2 protein-coding genes are annotated in these 3,331 nt (G+C 42.8%); one reads left to right on the top strand and one right to left on the bottom strand.

Annotated features, from left to right (window positions below; all coding sequences use genetic code 11):
- Positions 1 to 2,948: phage tail tape measure protein (locus CAPSK01_RS23740; protein ID WP_273703961.1), on the bottom strand; the 2,948-nt coding region annotated here is incomplete at its 3' end.
- Between CAPSK01_RS23740 and CAPSK01_RS23735 the strand changes: the two genes are divergently transcribed.
- Positions 2,941 to 3,331, top strand: a 391-nt coding sequence (locus CAPSK01_RS23735; RefSeq protein WP_273703960.1) for a hypothetical protein, incomplete at its 3' end; no start/stop codon positions are given. The two genes, CAPSK01_RS23740 and CAPSK01_RS23735, sit on opposite strands and share 8 nt — an antisense overlap.

The raw sequence follows: 3,331 nt of genomic DNA, 5'->3' as shown, positions 1-3,331 counted from the left end.
GCAGCCTGCTTAGCTGCATTGGTAGCATCGTCGGACCAACTCTTAAAAGCTGTCTTCCAGCCTGTTGAGTACTCACGGGCAAATTCTGCCTCCTTTTCAGCTACCTCTGATGCTGACAAAGCTAGTCGCTCTTGAGCGGCAATGGCTCTGTCAATGTCTTCTACAAGGGCCTTAATAAGGGTACTGTCTTCTGCATATCCAGCATATCTGGCATTGGATAACTGAGACTTTAAATCTGCAATAGGCTTATCAAATGTTTTCTTAGAGTCTCGATAAGCGTCATATCCAGCGGCTGCAACAGGGGTCATATCTAGTTTTTTCCTAGATGCCTCAAGATTATCTATCAATTGCTGGGTACGTGCGGATTGTTCTGCTATAGTCTTGTCTAACTCATCTGAGGTTTTCTTTATACGCCCCTGTTCTGCTACTACAGATTCCGCTGATCGCATAGACTCATCGAATAGGAACTTTCTGTAGGCTGTCTCTAGGTCTTTTCGCTTTTTCTCATATTGTAATTTTTCATCTCCAGCCGTGGAATTTGCTAGTTTTGCCAGCCTAGCAATACTATTTTGATACTCTTGCTCAATCTTAGGGTTCCACTCTTGATAGATGGCAGTTAAACTTTTCTGGTACGACTCTTCGCTTATAAGGTGGTTTTTATGGATAATATCAAGTACTTTTATATTCTCTTGTAGTTGTTCTACATTAGACGCGATTGTAGATTTTTCTAGTTCTCCAGTATAATCTTTTACTCTAGGCGAAGCATGGCTAGCTTTAACTGCTTTCGGTTTACTCTCATAACTTAGAGAGTTCGCGGACAAAAATGCTTCCCGCCGAGCTATCTCTACTTTAGTACTTTCACTTTCTGAAGTCCTAGTATCTATTGGGCTGAACTTAGAAGCCGCCTCTCCCCTAGCAATGTCAGCTTGCAGTGTCTTTTTACGTGCCGCTATTTGAGCTTCAGTACCGTAGAACTTACCCTCACTTAATTCTATCTCAGCGAGTCTTCTCCTCTTGGCTATGGCCTCAAACTTTTTATTATTAGCGTCTACTTCCGCATATGATTTTTCCTGTATGTCTTGAAGCTCTTTTTGACGCCCTTGCATACCGGCTCTAATAGAGTTAGATGCTGACTCCTCTAACTGTGAATTTGCTTTTTTGGCTTCTTTTACTAACGCTTGGTAGGTATTAAATGCCTGCTCGAACTTAGGACTTGGATTAAAATTAATATCTTCTTTGGAGAACTCTGGGGAATTCAGCACTATTTTAGCTGCAGAAAGGTCCGCGTTTATTTTCACTGCGTTAGCTTTTGCACTGGCATAACCAAGGTTATCCATAGAGGCACTAGCAGCGTCTGCAGCAGATTTACCCTCTCTAAGTAGTCTAATTCTCTCCGCTTGTAAAGCATTAGATTTAACTAGGGCATCTAAACCAGATGACAAGGACGAGTTTAACCTAGCCTGAGCATCTGTCAAAGCTATTGAGGAATCAACAAGTCTTTTCTGTGTATCGTCTAACTCGTTTTGTTTTAAAGCTACTGTTGCAGCTATCACAGCTACAGCCCCTAAGCCTATCGCTAAAGGCCCTGAAAGTGCAGTAGCCAATGCTCCAGCTAAGGGTACTGCAGTACCTAGTGCAGTACCCATTGATATAAACGGGCCAACAGCACTAAGAATAATAGCTCCTACGGTTTTTAAAATACTAAAGCCCGCATAAGCTGCAACTGCTAACCCAACAGCTTGTGCATGGTCTTTCAAAAATATAGTTAAGTTAGCAACAGCTTCAGCTACAGAAGTTAGAACAGATTTAAATTCTGAAGATTTTACAAGCTCTGAGATACTGTAGATAATAGACTTAATCTGAGGCTCTACACTTTTGAACACTTCTCCAAGTGTAAGTTCTATGTTAGATTTTAATCCTTTTATCAAACCCTCAGTAGATTGACCTATTCTAATAGTAGCTTCAGACATGAACCCAAGTCCCTTAGAAGATAGTTCAATCTCTTTAAGGGTTTCAGACATCTTATCCAAATCAGATAGTAGGATATTTGCTGCCTTTGCTCCTCGTTCATTGAACATATCTTCAAGGAATCTAGCTTTAGTTTGAGATGTCATTACGGAAGTGACATCATGTAACTGCCTTAGATTCTCTGTAAACTTTTTAGCGCTTCCATCAGCATTAAAGATTTGTATCCCATACTGCTCCAGAGCATAGGCAGCTTTTGCTGTTGTCGGGCTAGCCAGTTCCTTTACCATGTTCCTAACCGCAGTACCTGCGGCTGATCCTTCAATACCTCTATTAGCTAGTGTAGCTAGTGCTGCTGCTGTCTCCTCTAAGGATACACCGAACACGTTAGAAATAGAGGACGCCTGCTTCATAGCCTCCATCATCTCTTTTACGGATGTAGCGGATAATCTAGCTGCTGTAGCAAATACATCTCCAATATGGGATATATCACTGACACTTTTTCCAAATGTATGCATTATGGATGTAGCAGATAGTGCAGCATGAGCTAGGTCTACTTCTCCTACAGTAGCAAGTCTTAATACTTCAGGTAGTGCCTTCATAGCGTCTGAGGCGGATAAGCCAGCTTGTGTCAATACACGTAATCCTCCAGCAGCTTCGGAAGGCGTAAACATAGCCCCTTGAACAGCCTCCTTGAACTTACTAAGTGATACAACCTGGCCCTCAGTAATAGCCTGTATATAAGTAAATTGATACTCTAAGTCTTTACCTACTGTGAATACAGATTTAAGACTGGAGGCTAAAGCGGCCGAAGCCAATAACGGTACGAGTGACCCATATGTAACCCACAAGCCTCCTAAAGACCCTGCCAAACCCCTTGCTATAGCATGACCATCATTCGCTACTTTATTCCAGTGTACTAGATGTTCCGCACTCTTCTGAGCACTACTACTTACAGCATCATGTGCCGTAACCGTGTTCATTAAAGAATCATGCTGTGAGACAGGTTTTACTGCTGGCTGGGTTGTACCCTGGACTACAGAAGAGTGCGTTAGCAGGGAATTCGTAACTGTGCTAGCTCCTATAGCCCCCATCAAAGAGTTATACTGCACTGCAGATTTTGCTATGGCAGGTATAGAGGCTGCTACCCTGCTATTTGATGCAGCAAGTAGCATATTTGCATTAGTTAGCTTCTCCGCTGATTGTGCAGCAATCCCCATCAAGGAATTGTACTGGACCATAGAACGGCCCACGGCTGGAGCAGACGAGGCTACTTTCGTATTCGAGTCCGCAAGCAGTGTATTGGCCTTGGCTAGTTCAGCTACTGTAGTAGCTGCGGTCCCCATCAAGGAATTGTACTGGACCA

The organism is Candidatus Accumulibacter vicinus (assembly GCF_000584955.1).
Taxonomy (GTDB): Bacteria; Pseudomonadota; Gammaproteobacteria; order Burkholderiales; family Rhodocyclaceae; genus Accumulibacter; species Accumulibacter vicinus.
The sequence above is the reverse complement of the archived record's forward strand: the minus strand, read 5'-3'. Positions and strand labels throughout refer to the sequence as shown.